Source organism: Kaistia adipata DSM 17808, assembly GCF_000423225.1.
GTDB lineage: Bacteria > Pseudomonadota > Alphaproteobacteria > Rhizobiales > Kaistiaceae > Kaistia > Kaistia adipata.
Window position 1 is genome coordinate 426,275 of sequence record NZ_AUHO01000006.1, and the last position, 19,479, is coordinate 445,753.

At 66.3% G+C, this 19,479-nt stretch carries 18 protein-coding genes; 9 read left to right on the forward strand and 9 right to left on the reverse strand.

Going from position 1 to position 19,479, the window contains the following annotated elements:
- Nucleotides 1-6: 6 nt before the first annotated feature.
- Complete coding sequence (locus tag G539_RS0102295) at nucleotides 7-816, reverse strand: sugar phosphate isomerase/epimerase family protein (protein ID WP_029073766.1); 810 nt, start codon at nucleotides 814-816, stop codon at nucleotides 7-9.
- 141 nt (nucleotides 817-957) lie between these two features.
- Here G539_RS0102295 and G539_RS0102300 point away from each other — a divergent pair, with 141 nt between their 5' ends.
- The 8 genes from G539_RS0102300 to G539_RS26000 all read left to right on the forward strand — a co-directional run bounded on the left by G539_RS0102300 (nucleotide 958) and on the right by G539_RS26000 (nucleotide 9,492).
- Nucleotides 958-2,091 carry a Gfo/Idh/MocA family protein gene (locus G539_RS0102300; RefSeq protein WP_035829857.1) on the forward strand — a complete coding sequence of 378 codons (1,134 nt, stop codon included), beginning with the start codon at nucleotides 958-960 and terminating at the stop codon, nucleotides 2,089-2,091.
- A 134-nt stretch (nucleotides 2,092-2,225) separates the two neighbouring features.
- Nucleotides 2,226-2,573 carry a hypothetical protein gene (locus G539_RS0102305; protein ID WP_156911750.1) on the forward strand — a complete coding sequence of 116 codons (348 nt, stop codon included), beginning with the start codon at nucleotides 2,226-2,228 and terminating at the stop codon, nucleotides 2,571-2,573.
- 104 nt (nucleotides 2,574-2,677) lie between these two features.
- Entirely contained in the window at nucleotides 2,678-3,697 is a 1,020-nt protein-coding gene (locus G539_RS0102310; RefSeq protein WP_029073769.1) for an acyltransferase family protein, read from the forward strand.
- 6 nt (nucleotides 3,698-3,703) lie between these two features.
- A complete protein-coding gene (locus G539_RS0102315; protein ID WP_029073770.1) occupies nucleotides 3,704-5,137 on the forward strand; it encodes a cryptochrome/photolyase family protein in 1,434 nt (477 codons plus the stop codon).
- A gap of 140 nt (nucleotides 5,138-5,277) precedes the next feature.
- Nucleotides 5,278-6,315: a cysteine synthase A gene (locus G539_RS0102320; RefSeq protein ID WP_029073771.1), complete on the forward strand. Its 1,038-nt coding sequence runs from the start codon at nucleotides 5,278-5,280 to the stop codon at nucleotides 6,313-6,315.
- Nucleotides 6,316-6,317: 2 nt separating this feature from the next.
- A complete protein-coding gene (locus tag G539_RS0102325; RefSeq protein ID WP_029073772.1) occupies nucleotides 6,318-7,034 on the forward strand; it encodes an alanyl-tRNA editing protein in 717 nt (238 codons plus the stop codon).
- Nucleotides 7,035-7,075: 41 nt separating this feature from the next.
- On the forward strand, nucleotides 7,076-7,930 hold the full coding sequence (gene sseA, locus G539_RS0102330; protein WP_029073773.1) for a 3-mercaptopyruvate sulfurtransferase: 855 nt from the start codon (nucleotides 7,076-7,078) through the stop codon (nucleotides 7,928-7,930).
- 266 nt (nucleotides 7,931-8,196) lie between these two features.
- Nucleotides 8,197-9,492 carry an OmpA family protein gene (locus tag G539_RS26000; protein WP_051231024.1) on the forward strand — a complete coding sequence of 432 codons (1,296 nt, stop codon included), beginning with the start codon at nucleotides 8,197-8,199 and terminating at the stop codon, nucleotides 9,490-9,492.
- 61 nt (nucleotides 9,493-9,553) lie between these two features.
- Here the strand turns inward: G539_RS26000 and G539_RS0102340 are convergent, their stop codons facing one another.
- The 4 genes from G539_RS0102340 to G539_RS0102355 form a co-directional block, all read right to left on the reverse strand.
- On the reverse strand, nucleotides 9,554-10,357 hold the full coding sequence (locus tag G539_RS0102340; RefSeq protein ID WP_051231025.1) for an amino acid ABC transporter ATP-binding protein: 804 nt from the start codon (nucleotides 10,355-10,357) through the stop codon (nucleotides 9,554-9,556).
- An 18-nt stretch (nucleotides 10,358-10,375) separates the two neighbouring features.
- On the reverse strand, nucleotides 10,376-11,710 hold the full coding sequence (locus G539_RS0102345) for an amino acid ABC transporter permease (RefSeq protein ID WP_029073775.1): 1,335 nt from the start codon (nucleotides 11,708-11,710) through the stop codon (nucleotides 10,376-10,378).
- Nucleotides 11,711-11,719: 9 nt separating this feature from the next.
- Entirely contained in the window at nucleotides 11,720-12,895 is a 1,176-nt protein-coding gene (locus tag G539_RS0102350; RefSeq protein WP_051231026.1) for an amino acid ABC transporter permease, read from the reverse strand.
- 173 nt (nucleotides 12,896-13,068) lie between these two features.
- Entirely contained in the window at nucleotides 13,069-14,091 is a 1,023-nt protein-coding gene (locus G539_RS0102355) for an amino acid ABC transporter substrate-binding protein (protein WP_084639727.1), read from the reverse strand.
- A gap of 329 nt (nucleotides 14,092-14,420) precedes the next feature.
- Here G539_RS0102355 and metC point away from each other — a divergent pair, with 329 nt between their 5' ends.
- Nucleotides 14,421-15,599 (forward strand): cystathionine beta-lyase, encoded by a 1,179-nt coding sequence (gene metC / locus G539_RS0102360; RefSeq protein ID WP_029073778.1) that lies wholly within the window; start codon nucleotides 14,421-14,423, stop codon nucleotides 15,597-15,599.
- Here the strand turns inward: metC and G539_RS0102365 are convergent.
- From G539_RS0102365 to G539_RS23420, 4 genes are read right to left on the reverse strand one after another with little or no spacing between them, the layout of a single operon-like run.
- On the reverse strand, nucleotides 15,592-15,933 hold the full coding sequence (locus tag G539_RS0102365; RefSeq protein WP_035829863.1) for a lipid-A-disaccharide synthase N-terminal domain-containing protein: 342 nt from the start codon (nucleotides 15,931-15,933) through the stop codon (nucleotides 15,592-15,594). The genes metC and G539_RS0102365 overlap by 8 nt on opposite strands.
- Nucleotides 15,923-16,720 (reverse strand): glycosyltransferase family 2 protein, encoded by a 798-nt coding sequence (locus tag G539_RS0102370; protein WP_084639729.1) that lies wholly within the window; start codon nucleotides 16,718-16,720, stop codon nucleotides 15,923-15,925. Before G539_RS0102370 ends, G539_RS0102365 begins: the two co-directional genes overlap by 11 nt.
- Nucleotides 16,677-17,630, reverse strand: a complete 954-nt coding sequence (locus tag G539_RS26005; RefSeq protein ID WP_051231027.1) for a phosphatase PAP2 family protein — start codon at nucleotides 17,628-17,630, stop codon at nucleotides 16,677-16,679. The genes G539_RS0102370 and G539_RS26005 overlap by 44 nt, the downstream gene beginning before the upstream one ends.
- Nucleotides 17,627-19,342 carry an ArnT family glycosyltransferase gene (locus G539_RS23420; protein ID WP_051231028.1) on the reverse strand — a complete coding sequence of 572 codons (1,716 nt, stop codon included), beginning with the start codon at nucleotides 19,340-19,342 and terminating at the stop codon, nucleotides 17,627-17,629. Before G539_RS23420 ends, G539_RS26005 begins: the two co-directional genes overlap by 4 nt.
- Nucleotides 19,343-19,479 lie beyond the last annotated feature (137 nt).

Genomic DNA, 19,479 nt, shown 5'->3' on the forward strand with positions numbered 1-19,479 from the left:
GTGGTTTCAGGCGACGAGCGCCCGGAGCGTTTCCCGGTTGGCCCGGACGGCGGCGGCCGGGTCGGCGGCGGCCTCCTCGGACTCCTCCTCGAGCACCAGCCAGCCGTTGAAATTCGGGCTCGCCGCGACGACGTCCACCACGGCGCGGACGTCACACACGCCCTCGTCCAGCATGCGCCAGCGGCCATTCGCGTCGACATCCTTCAGATGCAGGTAGCGGATGCGGTCGCGATAGGTCCGGATCGTATCGAGGATGTCCATGCCGCCGCGCAGGATGTGCCCCGTATCGGGCACCCAACGGACGAGGTCGGGATCGAGCCGGGAAAACAGCGCGTCATAGTCGGCGCGATCGAAGAGCAGCGTGCCGTGATGCGAGCTCGGATGCACGGCGACAGGAACACCGGCCCTGCGGCCGAGCTCGCCGGCGGCGTTGTAGAGATCCGCGGCCGCGTCGAATTTCACTTCACGCGGTCCGGGCGACATGACAGTCGCGCTGCCGAGCGACAGCGTGGCGCCGGGAAAGGCCGCGACGAAATCAAGCGTGCGGTCGATCATGGCGAGATCGGACGCCCTGCGGCCGGGCTCGGTGTAGCCGCTGTCGCTGGCGCAGGCGAACGCCACCAGCTCCAGGCCATGCGATGCGAGGAGCGTCCCGAATTCCGCAGGCCGTCCCGCATAGCCGCCGATCATGTGATCGGTGATCTCGATACCGGCATAGCCGGCCGCCGCGATTGCCGCGACCAGATCGTCGGGAGTGCCGAACCAGTCATCGCCGAGCATTTCCCAGGTGTAGGTCTGGCAGCCGATCTGCGGCATGATGCGCTGTTCCGAAGCGATTGGTCCGAGGCGAAACACTCGTCGACGCGAAATTCCTCAAAGAGCCTTGCCGCTTTGCCGGGGATCGTCAAGCATGTCGATGCATAAATATGCACAAATGCGCGCAACGAGGGGATTGGAATGGCGAAGCTCGGAATCGGCGTCATCGGCTGCGGCAACATCGCGGGCACCTATCTGCGTAACGCCGAACTGTTTCCCGGCGTCGAGATCCGCGCCTGTGCCGACATTTCCATCGAGGCAGCCGAACGGCGCGCCGAGGAGTTCGGGATCCGAGCGACCTCCATCAATGCGCTGCTCGCTGCCGACGACATAGATCTCGTCCTGAACCTCACGGTCCCCAACGCGCATTTCGACGTCTCGATGGCGGCGCTTTCGGCCGGCAAGCATGTCTTCACCGAGAAGCCGCTGGCGGCAACCGCGGCGCTCGGCCGGCAGCTGGTCGAGGAAGCAGACCGGCGCGGCCTATCAATCGGCTCGGCGCCCGACACCTTTCTCGGCGCGGCGGGCCGCCTGGCTCGGCGGCTGATGGACGAAGGCGCGATCGGCAAGGTCGTCACCGGCACCGCCTTCATGATGACGCGCGGCATGGAGCACTGGCACCCGAGCCCGCAATTCTACTACCAGCCCGGCGGCGGCCCGGTGCTGGACATGGGCCCCTACTACATCACCATGCTGGTCAACCTGCTCGGCCCCGCCCGGCGCGTCATGGCGATGAACGTCACCGGTGAGCCGGAACGCCTGATCACCGCGCCGGGACCGTCTTGTGGCACGCGGTTTTCCGTCGGCACGCCGACCACCGTCACGGCGCTCCTCGAATTCGCCTCCGGCGCGACCGTCGTCGCCGTCATGAGCTGGGATGTTTTCCGGCATGGCAACCATCCGATCGAGTTGCACGGCACGGAGGGATCGCTGCGCCTGCCCGACCCCGACACGTTTGGCGGCTCGGTCTCACTCAGTCGCAGTGGCGCGCCGTGGCAGGAGCAGTCGACGGCTGCCGACTTGCATGGCCGGCTTAACTGGCCCTACGACGCGCCGGATCGAGCCAACTACCGCATGCTGGGCGTCGCGGAACTGGCCCGGGCGCTGGCGGAGGGCCGGCCGGCGCGGGCCTCGGGAGCCCTCGCGCTGCATGTGCTCGAAGTCCTCGAGGGCATGCTCGAATCCTCGGTCTCGGGTGTCGCTGTCGATCTCCTCGAGCGCAACGTGCGTCCCGCGCCGCTCGCCGAAGCGGAGGCCGCCACGCTGGGCGGTTGAGTAACCATGTTCACGGGTTTGCCGGCCCTGCGACAGGGAAGCGCCGTCTGGCCGGCATCGCCGCGATGCAATGCGGACGGCGACGGTCTATAGTCGCTGCAACCGCAGCGCGGCATTGACGACAGGAGAGCATGATGAAGCGCAGTCTGATGATCGTTCTGGCCGGACTTGGCCTCATGGCCAGTGCGTCCATCGCCGTCGCCCAGTCGGAGCGCATCGATCCCGTCGATTCCGGCCAGTTCCGCAAGCTCTCCTGCGACGAGATCGCCTCGCGCATCCAGGCGCTCAACGTCCCGATCTCCAGCAGCAACAACAGCTGGGACGAACTGCGTCGCAACCCGACGCTGCAGTTCATCCTGCTCGGCATCCGGACGCCCAATCCCTCCTACGACGATTTCATGGCCCGCGTTCGCGGCGAGCGCATCGCGCTGATCGAAGTCGCCGTCGCGAAGAACTGCGCGGCGCAGCGCGGCCTCAACTAATCCGGCATGAGCACGGCGCGCGGGAATCTCTCGCGCGCCCCGAGAATGAGACTGCTGCGCCCGCCGGCGCAGGATCGGACACGACGGGACTGGAACGGGAGACGATGGCCGGGAGCGCGCGCATCGACTGGGTCGACTACGCCAAGGGCTTCTGCATCATCATGGTGGTGATGATGCATTCGACCTTGGGCGTCGAAAAGGCGGCCGGCGCGGAGAGCTGGATGGGTTATCTCGTCGCCTTCGCCAAGCCGTTCCGGATGCCCGACTTCTTCCTCATTTCCGGCCTGTTCCTGTCGCGCGTCATCGATCGCGACTGGCGCAGCTATGCCGACAAGAAGATCGTCCACTTCGCCTATTTCTACGTGCTCTGGCTCGTCATCCAGTTCGTCTTCAAGGCGCCCGGCATGGCGGCGGAAATGGGCGTCGGCGGCGCGCTCGGCCAGTTCCTGCTCGCCTTCGTCGAACCGTTCGGAACGCTCTGGTTCATCTATCTGCTGCCGATCTTCTTCGCCGTGGCCAAGCTGCTGCGTCGCGTCCCCGCCTGGATCGTCCTGCTCGTCGGGGCGGCGCTGGAGATCGCGCCGATCCACACGGGTTGGGTGATCCCGGACGAGTTCGCCGCGCGCTTCGTCTATTTCTATGCGGGCTATGCACTCGCGCCGCAGATCTTCCGTCTGGCGGCCGCCGTGATCGCCCGTCCGCTCCCGGCCGCGCTCGGGCTGCTCGCCTGGGCCCTCGTCAACGGGCTCGCCGTCTTCCACGGCTATTCCGAACTGCCCTTCATCGGGCTTGGCCTCGGCATTCTCGGCGCCTGCGCCGTCATCGCCTTCTCGGCCCTGCTCTCCAAGGCGGACCTGATGGCGCCGCTGCGCTATTGCGGCGAGCACTCGATCGCCATCTACCTCGCCTTCTTCCTGCCCATGGCGGCGACCCGCGCAGTATTGCTGAAGACCGGCCTGATTTCGGATCTCGGTACGATCGCGCTGATCGTCACCGCCGCCGGCGTCATCGCGCCGCTGGTGCTGGAATGGCTCGTGCGTGGGACACGCTTCCGATTCCTGTTCGAGCGCCCGGCCTGGGCGCGCATCGTGCCGGCGCGGGCACGCCTCGCCCCGGCCGAATAAGCGCTCATGGCGCCGAAACCGGCCCTCGTCTGGCTTCGCGACGACCTGCGCCTCGCCGACAATCCTGCCCTTGTCGCAGGTTGCCGCGACGCGGCCGAGCGCAGGGCTCCGCTCGTCATCGTCTATACGCTCGACCAGATCAGCGAGGGCATCCGGCCGCTCGGCGGCGCGGCAAGATGGTGGCTGCACCATTCGCTCGCGGCCCTGTCGCAATCGCTTGCCGACAAGGGACAGGTTCTGATCCTACGCCATGGCCCGGCCGAGGACGTGATCCCCGCGCTTGTCGCGGAAACCGGCGCGGAAAGCCTCTTCTGGAACCGGCGCTACGGCGGCGGCGAGCGCGCCGTCGACGCCGCGCTCAAGGCCCGCCTCAAGGCGGCTGACGTTCGCGTCGAAAGCTTCCAGGCCAACCTGCTGTTCGAACCCTGGATCGTGCGGACCAAGGCCGGCGATCCGTTCCGCGTCTACACGCCGTTCTGGAAGGCCTGCCGAGAGCTCGGCCCGCCGCGTGCGCCGCTCAATGCGCCGTCGGACATGCCGCCGCCGATAGACGGCCTCGCCTCGGACGCGCTCGACGACTGGTCGCTGCTGCCGACCAAGCCGGACTGGGCGGCGGGACTGCGTGACACCTGGCACCCCGGCGAAGCCAGCGCTCACGAAAGGCTCGCGACGTTCGTCACTTCCCGTCTCCAGCGCTATGCCGCCGAGCGCGACCAGCCCGCCGCGGAAGCCTCGTCGCGCCTGTCGCCGCATCTGCGCTTCGGCGAAGTGAGCCCGTTCCAGCTCTGGCAGCGCGTCGCGCCCGAGCTCCCGGGGATCGACCTCGCCGACATCGACAAGTTCCGCTCGGAGATCGGCTGGCGCGAATTCTCGTGGCACCTGCTGTTCCACCAGCCCGACCTTGCGACCCGCAATTTCCAGCCGCGCTTCGACGCTTTTCCCTGGCCGCCGGTCGACGACGTGGCGCTTTCGGCGTGGCAGCAGGGCCGTACCGGCATTCCGATCATCGACGCCGGCATGCGCGAACTCTGGCAGACCGGATGGATGCACAACCGCGTCCGGATGATCGTGGCGTCGTTCCTCGTCAAGAACCTGCTGGTCGACTGGCGGATTGGGGAAGCTTGGTTCTGGGATACGCTGGTCGATGCCGACCCAGCGAACAATCCGGCCAGCTGGCAGTGGGTCGCGGGTTCCGGCGCCGACGCCGCGCCCTATTTCCGCATCTTCAATCCGGTGCTGCAGGGAGAGAAGTTCGATCCGGACGGTCGCTATGTCCGTCGCCATGTGCCCGAGCTGGCCTCGCTTCCGGACAAGCTGATCCATGCGCCCTGGAAGGCCGGAGGCGCGCCGGGCTACCCCGCCCCGGTCGTCGACCTCGCCGCCACGCGCGAACGCGCGCTCGCAGCCTTCGGGCACATGCGGGCAGACGATCTGGACTGATTTTGCAGGGAACGTGACTTCGAGGAAATTCTATTCCGCTCCACATGGGAGCGACGTGGAACGGTGCTTTGCGAAGCGAGTGCCTTGAAGCCAGTCTCTGGGCCAGCTAGCCTCCTCTTCACACATCCCAGAAAGCAATCATGGCCGTCTTTCCCTCCGTCGTCGAAGCCATCGGCAATACGCCGCTGATCCGCCTGCGCCGCGCCTCCGAGGAAACGGGCTGCGAGATTCTGGGCAAGGCCGAATTCATGAATCCGGGCCAGTCGGTCAAGGATCGCGCCGCCCTGTTCATCATCCAGGACGCGATCGCCAAGGGGCAGCTGCGACCCGGCGGCACGATCGTCGAGGGCACCGCGGGCAACACCGGCATCGGCCTCGCGCTTGTCGCCAGCGCGCTAGGCTTCAAGACGGTCATCGTCATTCCCGAGACGCAGTCGCAGGAGAAGAAGGATGCTTTGCGCCTTGCCGGCGCGACGCTGATCGAGGTTCCGGCCGTCCCGTATCGGGATCCGAACAACTACGTGAAGCTCTCCGGTCGCCTCGCCGCGCAGCTGGCGAAGACCGAACCGAACGGCGCGATCTGGGCCAACCAGTTCGACAATGTCGCCAATCGCCAGGCCCATATCGACACGACGGGCCCGGAGATCTGGTCACAGACGGACGGCAAGGTCGACGGTTTCGTCTCCGCCGTCGGCTCTGGCGGCACGCTCGCCGGCGTGGGGATCGCGCTGAAGGAGCGCAATCCCGATATCCAGATAGCGCTCGCCGATCCGCTCGGCGCCGCGCTCTTCAGCTACTACACGACCGGCGTGCTCAAGGCGGAGGGCTCCTCCATCACCGAGGGCATCGGCCAGGGCCGGATCACGGCCAATCTCGAGGGCGCGCCCGTCGATCGGGCCTATCAGATCACCGATGCCGAGGCGCTCGAGGTCGTCTTCGAACTCGCCGAACACGAGGGGCTCTGCCTCGGTGGCTCGTCGGGCATCAACATCGCCGGAGCGATCCATCTCGCCAGGGAGCTGGGCCCCGGCCATACGATCGTGACGATCCTTTGCGATTACGGCACGCGCTATCAATCGAAGCTGTTCAATCCGGCGTTCCTGCGCGACAAAGGACTTCCGGTGCCTGGCTGGCTGGAACGCCGGACCGAGATCGAGATCCCTTACGAAAAGGCGTGACCATGGCCGAGACGACCTTGCTCTTCCGCGACGATCCCTATCTTTCGACCGCTGAAGCCAAGGTCGTCGGCATCAACGAGCGGGGCGGCATCCTCCTCGACCGCACCGTGTTTTATGCGACGGGCGGCGGCCAGCCCGGCGACATCGGTACGATCGAGCGCTCGGACGGCTCGATGATCAAGATCGCGACTACCGTCTATGGCGACCGCAAGAGCGAGATCGTGCATGTGCCGGCCGAAGGATCGGCGCTGCCGGTTCCCGGCGAAACGGTCATCCAGCATCTCGACTGGGCGACGCGCCATCGCCACATGCGCATCCATACCGGGCTTCATCTGCTGACAGTGGCCCTGCCCTTCCCCGTCTCCGGCGGTCGCATCGGCGCCGAGGAGGGCCATCTCGACTTTGACATCGACGGCACCGTGCCCGCCAAGGAGGCGATCGAGGAGAGGCTGAATGCGCTTGCCGTCGCGGACCATGCCGTTTCGACGGAGTGGATCTCCGATGAGGAGCTCCTGGCCAATCCCGGTCTCGTCAAGACGATGAGCGTCATGCCGCCGATGGGCAGCGGCCGCGTCCGTCTCGTCCGCATCGGCAACATCGATTTGCAGCCCTGCGGCGGCACGCATGTGCAGTCGACGGCCGAGATCGGGCCGCTGGTCGTCGCCAAGATCGAGAACAAGGGCAAGCAGAATCGCCGCGTGCGCATCCGCTTCGCCTGAAACCAAATCCCGCATTCAGCATACGCATACCGGAGACGGACATGACCGACCGTTCCACCACCTTCGTTTCGACCGATTGGCTCGCCGTCCATCTGGATGATCCGGCCGTCGCCATCATCGACGGGTCGTGGTACCTGCCGACGGAGAACCGCGACGCCGAGGCGGAATACCGCAAGGCGCACATCCCCGGCGCGGTCTTCTTCAATCTCGACAAGGTCGCCGATACCAGCTCCGGCCTGCCGCACATGCTGCCGGCACCGGAAGAGTTCGCCCGCGCGGTCGGCGCCCTCGGCATCTCGGACAAGCAAACGATTGTCGTCTATGACGGCGCCGGCCTGTTCTCCGCGCCGCGCGTCCGCTGGACGTTCCGCACCATGGGCGCACCCGACGTCCGCATCCTGGAGGGCGGTTTCCCGCAATGGATCGCCGACGGTCGGCCGGTCGAATCCGGTGAGCCGAAGCCCGCGCCGAAGATGTTTGCGGCGAAGCTCAATGCCGCCGCCGTGCGATCGATCGCCGAGGTCAGGAACATCGTCGCCACCGGCAGCGCGACCGTCGTCGATGCCCGGTCCGGCGAGCGTTTCCGTGGCGAGGCGCCGGAGCCACGGCCGGGCCTGCGCTCGGGCCATATGCCCGGCAGTCGCAACGTCCCGTCGGGTACGCTCGTCGCCGATGGCCGACTTCGGAGCGATGCCGAGATAGAGGCAGCGTTCGCGGCCGCTGGCGTGGATCCGAACAAGCCCATCGTCACCAGTTGCGGCTCCGGCGTGACCGCCGCGATTCTGGCATTGGGCCTGGAGACCATCGGCGCACGCAATGTCGCGCTCTATGACGGCTCCTGGGCCGAATGGGGTGGCGCGCAGGATGCACCGGTCGCGACGGGACCAGCGGAGTAGCCGGAGCCGCCGCGCCAGCGGGCCGCCGTGCTGGTACTCCCGAGCCGATCCCAAGTAGATGTCTCGCTCGGCCGGCGGCACCGTCCGTCGACAGAGTACGCCTTGTGGGCTGGAGCCTGAACAGCGCATTCAGCCGCCGTTCAGCGGCCTTCAAGGCATATGTCCCTCACGGATGCCGCATTTGATCGGCATGCAACAGGCGCATTCGGACGCCTACCGGATCCGTCACGGACAATGGCCTGCTGAGGCCCAGCTGCAGGAAGACCATGAAGCTCACCCAGCTCCTTCTGCTTTCATCGGTTGCCATCCCGACCCTGTTCGGAAGCGCCCACGTGGCGCTCGCCGAGGCGCGACAGCCCGAGGCTCGGATCGTCGTGGCGCAGGCAGCGGAGGACCGTGTCCAGCGGGCCCGTGAACTGCTCGAACAGGCGCAGCAGTCGCTGCAACAGGCCGAGGAAACCGGCGGCGACGTCCGCGCGGCTCGCCGTGGTGTCTCGGAGGCCATGCAGAACCTTCGCGCGGCGGAGGACAATTCCGGTGCTCCGCCAGCCCAGTCCGCCAAGCCTGCTGCGCCTACCGCGCCGAAGGCCGGCCCGACCGACAGCCGCCCTGCCCGGTCGCCGGCCGAGGATGGTGTTCAACCGAAGCCGTATCAGCCGCCCGCCGGCGCCAAGAAGCCGGACGACGCGAAGCCCACGCCGGAGCGCAAGCCCAGCCCGAGCGAGGCTCCGAAGGCGCAGCCGGCGAAGCCCCAGCCGCCCAAGTCTGAGGCTCCGAAGACGGAACCCGCCAAGCCGCAGCCTCCCAAGGCACAGCCGGCTCCGGAGCGCCGCCCAGCCGAAACGGGGGCACGCCCGCCGCGTGGCGAGCAGGCCCGGCCGGACGGATCGCGGCCGCGTCCCGATGCCCGTCCGCCGCGCCCCGACAATCCCGATGGCCGCTACCGTGACTACCGCGACGCTCCCCCGCAGCGCGACATCTACATCGAGGGCCCGGGCTTCGGCGATCGTGAAGTTCCGCCGCCGCCGGGCTATCGCGATGGCCGTCCATACCGGCCAAACGGCCGCTTCATCGACGGCGGCCGCGCGACCGAGCGGCAGATCGAGGATACGTTCCGCGCGGCGCCGGTGCAGCGGATCGACCGTGGGTACTCGATGAACGAGATCCGCCGCGATCCGCGGGTTCGCGACATGGTGCGTCGTGTCGACATCGACACCATCACTTTCGAGTTCGGCTCGGCCCGCGTCCCCGACGACCAGGTTCGTAAGCTCCGGGCCATCGGCCGGGCGATCGGTCGCGTCGTCGACAGGGATCCCTATGCCGTGTTCCTGATCGAGGGCCATACGGACGCGGTCGGAACCGACCTCGCCAATCTGGAACTCTCCGACCGGCGCGCCGCCGCGGTCGCGGGCATCCTCGCGGACTATTTCGACATTCCGCGCGACGCGCTCGTCAGCCAGGGCTATGGCGAGCGCTACCTGAAGATCCCGACCGAAGCGCCGGAACGGCAGAACCGCCGCGTGACGATCCGCAACATCGGCCCGCTCCTGCAGGGTCGCTGATAGAAACGACAAAGCCCGGCAGTCACCTGCCGGGCTCTTCTTATGCCGGGATGAAAGCCGCTCAGTGCAGGATCTGGCTCAGGAAGAGCTTCGTCCGCTCATGCTGCGGATTGGTGAAGAAGCTGACCGGGTCGTTCTGCTCGATGATCTGGCCGCCATCCATGAAGATCACCCGGTTGGCGACCTGGCGCGCGAAGCCCATTTCGTGCGTCACGCAGATCATGGTCATACCCTCCATGGCCAGGCCGACCATGACGTCGAGCACTTCCTTGATCATCTCCGGATCGAGCGCCGAGGTCGGTTCGTCGAAGAGCATCACGCGCGGGTTCATGCAGAGCGAGCGGGCGATCGCCACGCGCTGCTGCTGGCCGCCGGAAAGCTGGCCCGGATATTTGTTCGCCTGCTCCGGGATCTTCACCCGGCTCAGATAGTGCATCGCGATTTCCTCGGCCTCGCGCTTCGGCATCTTGCGGACGTTGATCGGCGCCAGCGTGCAGTTCTCGAGGATCGTCAGGTGCGGGAACAGATTGAAGTGCTGGAACACCATGCCGACCTCGCGGCGTACTTCATCGATCTTGCGCAGATCGTTGGTGAGTTCCTTGCCGTCGACGACGATCTTGCCCTTCTGGTGCTCCTCCAGCCGATTGATGCAGCGGATCAGGGTCGACTTCCCGGAACCAGACGGGCCGCAGATGACGATCCGCTCGCCGCGCATGACGGTCAGGTTGATGTCGCGGAGGACGTGAAACTCGCCGTACCACTTGTTGACGTCGACCATCTGCACGGCGACATCGGTCGACGACACGGTGAGGCTTGTTGGCGGGACGTGCGGCGCCTCGATGGTCGCGACGGAGGGATCCGACATGTGTTTTCCCCTTGAATTCTATCTGCGGCCCCTGTCGAGCCGTCGTTCGGTGAAGGCAGCATAGCGCGACATCGCGAAGCAGAATGCCCAAAACACCATAGCTGCGAAAATATAGCCCGTCAGTCCGGTGACGGGCGATGCCCATTTCGCATCGTTGGCGGATGCCTGGATCTGGCCGAGGAAGTCATAGAGGCCGATGATGATCACCAGCGTCGTGTCCTTGAACAGCGAGATGAAGGATCCGACGATGCCGGGGATCGAGATCCGCAGGGCCTGCGGCAGGACGATCTGGCGCATCATCTGCCAGTAGCCGAGACCGAGCGCCATCGCCCCTTCATACTGGCCGCGGGGGATCGCCTGCAGGCCGCCGCGGATCGTCTCCGCCATGTAGGCGGCCTGGAACAGCGCGACGCCGATGAGGGCCCGCAACAACTTGTCGAACGTGACACCGTCCGGCAGGAAGAGCGGCAGCATCACCGAAGCCATGAACAGCACGGTGATCAGCGGCACGCCGCGCCAGACCTCGATGAAGATCGTCGAAGCGAGTTTGACGACCGGCATGTTGGAGCGGCGCCCGAGGGCGAGCAGGATGCCGAGCGGCAGCGCCGCGACCATGCCCGTAATCGCGACGACGAGGGTCACGAGGAGGCCGCCCCAATTGGCGGTCTCGACCGGCACGAGCCCGAAATCGAGACTGACCAGGAACAGGACCACCGCGATATATCCAAGGATGATCGACGCGGTCGTGCCGGAGCCCTTCACCGGCCGTTCGGCCAGCTTCGCGAACAGCGCGAGCCCGCCGATGATCAGCGCGGCGATGATGGCGTACTGCACGGCGAAGCGCAGCGGCGACGGCGCCATCAGGCTGGAGGGGATCAGGTTTCCCGCCAGCCGGACATGGCCGCCCGTCAGCAGGATGAACGCGACGATGGGAAAGACGCCGATCAGGAACAGCGCGTTCAGCCGCTTGTACGGCACGCGCGGGATCAGCATCGGGACGAGCCCGACGACCAGCAGCAGGAACACGATGTCCACCCGCCAGCGCTCGGCGGCCGGATACCGGCCGTAGACGAACTGCGGCAGATAGGCCTTCACATAGGCCCAGCATGCCCCCGTCGCGGTGGCGCAGGCGCTGCGATCGGCTCCCTCCCAGACGGCGTTGACGAGCGTGAAGCGGATGAACGGCGTCACCATCCAGACGATGAACGCCAGGATCAGGACCGTCATGACGCCGTTGAGCGGCGACGAGAACAGGTTTTGCCGCATCCATCCGGTGATGCCGACCGTGTTGCGGGGCGCCGCCTGCGGTTCGATCAAGGCGTTGCGGACGAAGCTGTTGGCTGGTGCGTTCATGGCCCCTCCTCACCGCTCGATCAGCGCAGCGCGCTTGTTGAAATAGCCCATGACGGCAGACGTCAGGACGCTGAGGCCCAGGTAGAACAGCATCCAGATGCTGACGATCTCCACCGCCTGACCGGTCTGGTTCAGCACCGTCCCGCCGACCGCCACGAGATCCGGATAGGCGATCGCGACGGCGAGCGACGAGTTCTTGGTGAGGTTCAGATACTGGTTGGTCAGCGGGGGAATGATGATGCGCATCGCCTGCGGCAGCACGACCAGGCGCAGGGTCGGACCGGCACGCAGCCCGAGCGAATGCGCCGCCTCGGTCTGGCCCTTGCTGACGGCTTGGATGCCGGAGCGGACCACCTCCGCGATGTAGGTCGCGGTATAGAGCGAAAGCGCCAGCAGCAGGCCGATGAACTCGGGGATGATCGTCAGGCCGGTTCCGGCCTGGAAGCCGCGCCGCAGCAGCGGCCCCGTCTCGTTGAAGACGGGGAAGTCGACGCCGAGCGGCCGGCCTGCGATGAAGAACGCGACGACCGGCAGGCCGATGATCAGCGCGAGGTTGATCGTGCCGATGGGAGGACGATCTCCCGTCCGGTCCTGGCGTTCGTGGCCCCAGTTCGTCACGAAAGCAGTGGCTGCGATCGCCGCCGGTATGGCGGCCGCGACGAGCCAGAGCCCTTCGCCGGGCACAAGCCTCGGCACGTGCAACCCGCCGATGTTGAGGTCGATGCCGTGGATCAGCGTCATCCGCTCGCGCATGCCGGGTAGATTGCGCAGGACGACGAAGTACCAGAAGAACAGCTGCAGCAGCAGCGGGATGTTGCGCAGGATCTCGACGAAGGCCGTCGCCGTCCGCGAGATGAGCCAGTTGGAGGAAAGCCGCGCGACGCCGACGATGAAGCCCAGAATTGTGGCGAAGACGATGCCGAGCCCGGCCACGACCAGCGTGTTCAGCAGGCCGACCAGAAGCGCGCGTCCATAGGACGAGGCCTCGGTGTAGTCGATCATCCGCTGGATGATGCCGAATCCGGCCGTGCGATCGAGAAATCCGTAGCCCGCCGCGATGTTGGCCTTCTGAAGATTGCGGGCGGTGTTGTCGATAATGTCCCAGACCAGCCATCCGAGGACGAGAACAAAGACAATCTGAAATGCGATGCCCCGGACCGTCGGATTGTTGAGGAGGGATGCCATGCGTCCCCCTGCGGACGCCGCGCCTCTGTCGGTCAAACGATTTTCCCCTTGATCGGCCGGGCCTTGGCATTGCCGGCCAGCTTCCCCTCACCGCCTGCGTTCCGGATCTTGGCGTCCGTCAAACGCGGCGATGCCACGGGCGGCCGGGCCGCCCGTGGTTGGATGCCATGAAATCAGCGGATCGGCGGCGCGTACTGGATGCCGCCCTTCGACCAGAGATTGTTCAGGCCGCGGGCGATGCCGAGCTGGGTCGAGGGGCCGATATTGGCGTCGAAGATCTCGCCATAATTGCCCATCTGCTTGATCACGTTGTAGGCCCAGTCGCTCGACAGGCCGATCGCCTGGCCGAAGTCGCCCTCGATGCCGAGGAAGCGCTTGATCTCGGGATTGTCCGAGGTCTTCTTCTCGTCGATGTTCGCCTTGGTCAGGCCGAGCTCCTCGGCGTTCAGCAGCGCGAACAGCGTCCACTTCACCAGCGTGAACCACTTGTCGTCGCCCTGGCGCACGGCCGGGCCAAGCGGCTCCTTCGAGATGATCTCCGGCAGGATCATATGATCGTCCGGCGCGGTCAGCTTCAGGCGCTCGGCATAGAGGCCGGAAGCATCGGTCGTGTAGGCGTCGCAGCGGCCGGCCTCGTAGGCCTGCAGCACTTCCTCGTTCTTCTCGTAGGCCACGACCTCGTAAGGCATGTTGTGGGAGCGGAAGAAGTCGGCGAGGTTCAGCTCGGTGGTGGTGCCGGTCTGGGTGCAGACCTTGGCGCCCGAGAGTTCGAGCGCCGACGACACGCCGAGCGACTTGCGGACCATGAAGCCCTGGCCGTCATAATAGGTGACGCCGACGAACTGGAGTCCGAGCGAGCTGTCGCGCGACATGGTCCAGGTGGTGTTGCGCGAGAGCACGTCGACTTCGCCGGATTGCAGCGCCGTGAAGCGCTCCTTGGCGTTGAGCGGCGTGAACTTGACCTTGGTCGGGTCATTGAAGATGGCTGCGGCGATGGCACGACAGAAGTCGACGTCGATGCCCGTCCATGCGCCATTCTCGTCAGTGGCGCCAAATCCGATCAGATTGCCGCCATTGGCGCCGCACTGAACAAAGCCCTTGGCTTTGACGTCTTCGAGCGTCCCGGCCCCGGCGCTTGCAAAGCTCGTCACGGCCATGGCAGCGCCGGCCAGTATAGATGCGATCGTCCTGTACATCGTGCAGCCTTTTTTCCCCTGGAATGTCCGTCGTATCAGCCTGTGGCAGCATCGTCTCTTTTCGAGATCTTCGCGAACTCCACTCGACCGAGTTGGATAGCGCGTTCACTGTCCTCTCGTCTTGGGTCGGCCGCCGGCCATCATGGCCGTGCTGGCGCTTCGCTGGTCCCAGCCTGAATTGACCCATGCATCACATGGCATTATGCCAAGCGGGTCAAGGGGGCGCTGTTCCAGTGACAGACCCTTGTTCCGGCAAAGGTTTCGGCTTGGTGCGCCTGCACGGAACGCTGTTCCGGGCCCCCGTCAACTTTGCCCGCTTCGGAGTTCCCATGTCTCGGAATGACAATGCCCACGCCGGTGAAAAGCCCCTGACGCGCCTGGTGCGCAGCGGCCGCGACCACGCCATCACCGGCCCGTTCGTCAATCCGCCCGTCGTGCATGCGTCGACCGTGCTGTTTGAAACCTCGGACGACCTCCTGAGCGGCCAGCAGCGCTACACCTATGGCCGGCGCGGAACGCCGACCATCGAGGCGCTCGAGGCGACGATGTCGGAGATGGAGGGTGCCGAAGGCAGCGTCCTCTGCCCATCGGGCCTCTCGGCCGTCTCGACCGCGCTCCTGTCGGTCCTGCGGTCCGGTGACCACCTGCTGATGGCCGACAACGTCTACGACCCGGCCCGCCAGGTGGCGAACACCGTTCTGAAGCGCATGGGTATCGAGACGACGTTCTTCGCCCCGGATATCGGCGCCGACATTGCCAAGCTGTTCCAGCCGAACACCCGCGCGGTCTATCTCGAAAGCCCGGGCTCGCTGACCTTCGAGGTGTCCGACATTCCGGCGATCGCCAAGGTCGCCCACGCGCGCGACGCCTTGGTGCTCGCCGACAACACCTGGGCCACGCCCTACTTCTTCAAGCCGCTTGAACACGGCGTCGACCTCGCCATCATCGCCGGCACCAAATATCTCTGCGGCCATTCCGACGTCATGATTGGGACCATCGCTGCCAATGCGCGCGCCTGGCCGATGCTGATTGAGACGCACGGCACGCTCGGCATCTGCGTTGGCCCCGACGACATCTACCTGACGCTTCGCGGCATCCGCACCATGGGCGTGCGCCTCGACAAGCAAATGCAGTCCGGCCTTGAGATCGCAAGCTGGCTGGAGGCGCGGGCCGAGGTGAAGCGCGTCATGCACCCGGGGCTTGCTTCCGATCCGAGCCATGCGATCTGGAAGCGCGACATGACCGGATCGAGCGGTCTCTTCGGCGTCATTCCGGACGGCTGGAGCCTCGACAAGGTCAAGGCATTCCTCGACGGCCTGCGCCTGTTTGGCCTTGGCTATTCATGGGGCGGCTTCGAGAGCCTCGCCATCATCGGCCGCCCGCGCCGCACGGCAGCCCCCTGGCCGGCAGAGGATCACATCATCCGCCTGCAGATCGGCCTGGAGGATTCCGCCGACCTGATCGCGGACCTCGAAGCGAGCTTCGCGCGCGTCAGCAATCTCAGCTGACGGCGCCGTTCTCCCGGGCCTCTTTCCGCTCGCGCAGGATGAACCACGCATTGCGGAAATAGATGAACAGGCCTGCCGCCTGCCCGGCGATGAAGACCGGGTCCTTGCGGTAGATCGCATAGACCAGCAGCAGTCCGCCGCCGAGGATCGAGAAGGTCCAGAACGCGGCGGGCACGACGCTGCGCTTGGCGCGCTCGCTGGCGATCCACTGCACGACGAAGCGCATGGTGAACATGGCCTGCGCCACGAAGCCAAGCAGGATCCAGACGTCGAACTGCTCCACGAAGACGTGGTGCAGCCAGTCGCCGATGGCGCCCAAGAGATTACCGGCCATCGATATTCACCTCCGTCGGCGCCGGGATGTTCTTCCGCCGCCTGATAAGCCACCAGACACCGAACAGATCCAACGCACCGACGAGCGCGCGATCCATGATGCCGTATTTCGAAGTTCCGTGACGGCGGTTGCGGTCGACCACGTCGACATGCGCGACCTTGTAGCCCTCGCGGATCGCGAGCGCCGGCAGATAGCGGTGCCAGCCGTCGAAATAGGGAAAGAGCAGAAAGACGTGCCGCCGCACGGCCTTGAGGCCGCAGCCGGAATCCCGCGTGCCGTCCTTCAGGATCGAGCCGCGCAGGCGATTGGCGAAACGTGAGGCCAGGCGCTTGGCGCCGGAATCCGTGCGTTTCAGGCGCTGGCCGGCCACGAGGGCCGTATCGGGACCACTCTTCTGGAGCGCGTCCAGCATCGCCGGCATGAACTCGGGATTGTTCTGGCCGTCGCCGTCGATCGTCAGCACGACGTCGCCACGCGCCGCCAGCAGGCCGGTGCGAACGGCGGCGCTCTGCCCGCTCGATCGCGTGTCCCGCAGCAGCCGAAGCCACGGACGGGTCTGCATCAGCTTCTGCACGACGGAGGGCGTCGTATCGGTCGAACCGTCATCGACCACGATGATCTCGAAGTCGCGCCCGTCGAGCGCGGCCGCGATCTCAGCGATCAGTTCGGGCAGGTTCTCGGCCTCGTTCTTGCACGGGATGACGACGGACACGTCGCGCCGGGCAGGCACGCGAGGGCCCGCGTCAGGAACTGCCACGACGGTCTCGCTGGAAGCGGGCATCGTCATCTGAACCGTCTCCGATGGATTTTAGCGCTGCGATCCAGATGCGCCGTCCCGCCAGTGCATCCAGCAGTCCGGCGAAGAGGATCGCGATGCGGGCGGGCGTCTCGGTGGCCGCCTCGATCGCCGCAGTGCGTGCCCTTATAGAGCCGGTCGAGCCGCGTGCAAAGGCCCAGCCGGAGGCGGCAAATCGTCCGGCCAACCAGAGGCTGAAGGCATAGCCGAAGATCAGCCCGGCCAGAACGTCGCTCGGATAGTGGGCGGCGACGACGACACGGCTGCCGGCCATGAACAGGCCGAACAGCAAAAAGACGAGGCGCCAGCGCGGAAACACGAGGAAGCCGATCGCGATCACAGCGCCGGCCGTCGTCGCGTGGCCGGATGGAAAACTCTGGAAGCGATGGACGAACTCGAAGGGATGCAGCACGAACGCGCCATACTCGTCAAAGGTCGGCGGCCGGCCGCGGCCGATGATCTGCTTCACGATGTTGACCAGGATGCCCGAGCCGGCGATCGCCCAGAAGATGTAGAAGGCGAGCGCTCCGACTTCCGCCCACGCGGTGCGCACTCGCGCCGGCACGATCGACCAACGGCCACAGATCAGCAGGAGCACGACCACGCCTGCTGGAACCAGCTCGAACTGCGACTTGCCGAAATAGGACAGCCAGTCGCCGATGACATGGATGAAGCGCGGCAGCGCGCGGGCCTTCTCGACGGAGACCGCGTCGAAGGCGAAGCCGACAATGAGGATCAGCGCGACGCTGATGACCAGCAGCGCGACCAGATCCGAGACCTGGAAGACGGGCGCATGCGTGGTCGGACGCTGCCGCACGCGCCGCGCCCGCTCGGCGATCGCCGCGCAGTTCTCGCGCGGCCAGGACAGGCGGCGCTTCAGGCGAAACATCCGGACGCTCATGGTGCCTCACCGCGCGGTACCAGAACCTGGAATTCGACGAGGCGGCCGCCATTGATGGCGTAGCCGCGCACGGTTCCGGCGCTTCTTGCGCTCAGGCCCAGGTCCTCGGCGCGTTCGGCGAATCGCTGCAATTGACGCTTCTCGACGAAGGCGGCGCGGCAGGAGCCCGTCGCGAGAAAGTCGGCGGCCCCTGCCCCATCCGTAAGGACCGTGTCGGTGCCGGCAAGCAGCACCAGGCTCGGCTCGCCATAGCCGGCGCTGGCGAAGCGCGGATCGGGACAATCGAGCGCCGCGCGACCGGTCAAGGCGAGGTTCTCACTGATCCTGACGTGTTGGAGGCTGGACAGCACGAAACCGAAGATGCCGAGATAGGTGATCATCGCCGCCAGGATCGCCACGACGGCGCTGGCGATCGGCGAATGCGCGAAGAGCCGGCCCGAGACGACGCCGATCCCGGCCGCGACGACCAGGATGAGTATGCCGGCGACAGACGGGCTTTCGCCGAGCAGGATCGCGATGACGATAGCCGCGACCGCCAGCGCCGCCGGCATCAGCGCCGCGCCGGAGGCGGCGAAGCGCGCGAACCAGCCATCCCGGCGGATGCCGCCGCCATCGAGCGCCGCGGCCGTCGCAATGGCGAGCAGCGGATAGAGCGGAAGAACATAGTGCGGCAATTTGGTCGGCGTCGCCTCGATGACCAGCCAGAACGGCACGACCGAAACGAAGGCATAGAGGATCATCGGCTGCTTCAGCCGGTCCATGATCCAGGTGATGCCGGTGCTGAGATAGGCGGCGGCCGGCCAGAAGGTGAAGAACAGCAGCAGGAAATAGGCGCCGGGCGGCGCTCCGTGCGATTCCTGCACGCTCACTACCTTGCCGATCAGGTCCTTGCCGACGGCCTCTGCGAAGAACGCGCCCTTGCTGGCGATGCCGATCGCAACGAACCAGGGCGCGACGATCAGGAGCATCCAGATCACGCCCGGCAGCGGCGCCAGCCGCCGGATCCAGCCGAAGGACCCGCCAATGATGGAGAGCAGGATCATCGGACAGGCAATGACCGCGAGGCCGAGCGGCCCCTTGATCAGGATCGAGGCGCCGAGCGCCGTCCAGAAGATCACGGCGAGCCAGGTCTCGCGCCCGGTGGATGTCGAAAGCCAGGCCCGCGCCAGCGCGCCATGCGCGGCGAGGATCGTGGCGAGCAGCATCGCATCTGTCTTGGCGAGGCGCGCCTCGATTCCGAGCAGCAGCGCCGCCGCCATTAGCAGACCCGACAGCAGCGCGACGCGCGGCCGTCCGAAGGCGATCGCGACCCACCAGGTCAGGCAGGCCGCCAGAATGGCGCCGAGGATCGACGGCAGGCGATAGACGCCGATCGGCGCATCCGGACCGGTCCCGGTGAGCCAGACGCCGAGCGACTGCAGCCAGTAGATGCCGATCGGCTTCTTGTAGCGCGTCTCTTCCTGCAGGCGGATGTCGAGATAGTTGCCCGTCTCGACCATCTGGTGCGTCGCCTGCGCGAAACGTGGCTCGTCGCGATCGACCGGCGGCAAGGTCGAAAGACCCGGCGCGAAGGAAAGAAGCGCGACGACGGCAATCAGCGCGAGGCTCGCGGCCGAAGACCGCGAGATTCGGTCGACCGCGTTTTCGATCGTCGCCGCGAGGCGCGTCCAGATCGTTCCTGCCTCGCCTGCCGTCGCTTCGGCTCTGCTCACGCGCTCACCGTCCCGTTGATGTTCTGCTCAAGGGCTGCGGGATATAGCTAAGTCGCGGCTGCGGCAACTGCGCGAGACGTCCCAGGGCCGGACGAGCCTTGGTCGACGGCGGCCCCGATGCGAATTCCATCACAGCG